The 383-nt window shown below is 44.9% G+C and carries 1 protein-coding gene; it reads right to left on the bottom strand.

Annotated elements, in window-relative coordinates:
- The coding region (locus IC21_RS14225) for a CDP-glycerol glycerophosphotransferase family protein (RefSeq protein ID WP_268869249.1) at nucleotides 1–363 on the bottom strand (363 nt) is incomplete at its 3' end.
- Between the last annotated feature and the right edge of the window lie 20 nt (nucleotides 364–383).

Consider the following 383-nt stretch of genomic DNA (forward strand, 5'->3'; position numbering starts at 1 on the left):
CACAAAATCAGGATACTGCAGCAGCCCTGCCCCTTTGTTTACAGCCGGATGAAATTTCACCGCAAAAATATACTCATCCTTCAGTTCATCATAAAGCCGGCCCCAATCAAGCGGCACTTCAAACTGGTCCGGATGCGGGTCCCTGAAAGTCGGGGCATACAAGATCACTTTTTTCTTTTGAAAGGCAGGATACTGTTTGTACAGCTTCTTCTTTATGTCCCGGATCCTGTTTTGGTCAAAAAAAAGATCGGTCCGTGGTATGCCTGTGCAAAGAAAATTTTCAGGAGGAAGCCCGAAAGCCCTCATAAAAATATGCTTCATTTTTTCAGACCCCACCACTACCCGGTCAAAATGGGCATACACTTTTTTAAACCGCTTCAATG

Origin of the sequence: Heyndrickxia coagulans DSM 1 = ATCC 7050, assembly GCF_000290615.1 — a bacterium.
GTDB lineage: Bacteria > Bacillota > Bacilli > Bacillales > Bacillaceae_C > Weizmannia > Weizmannia coagulans.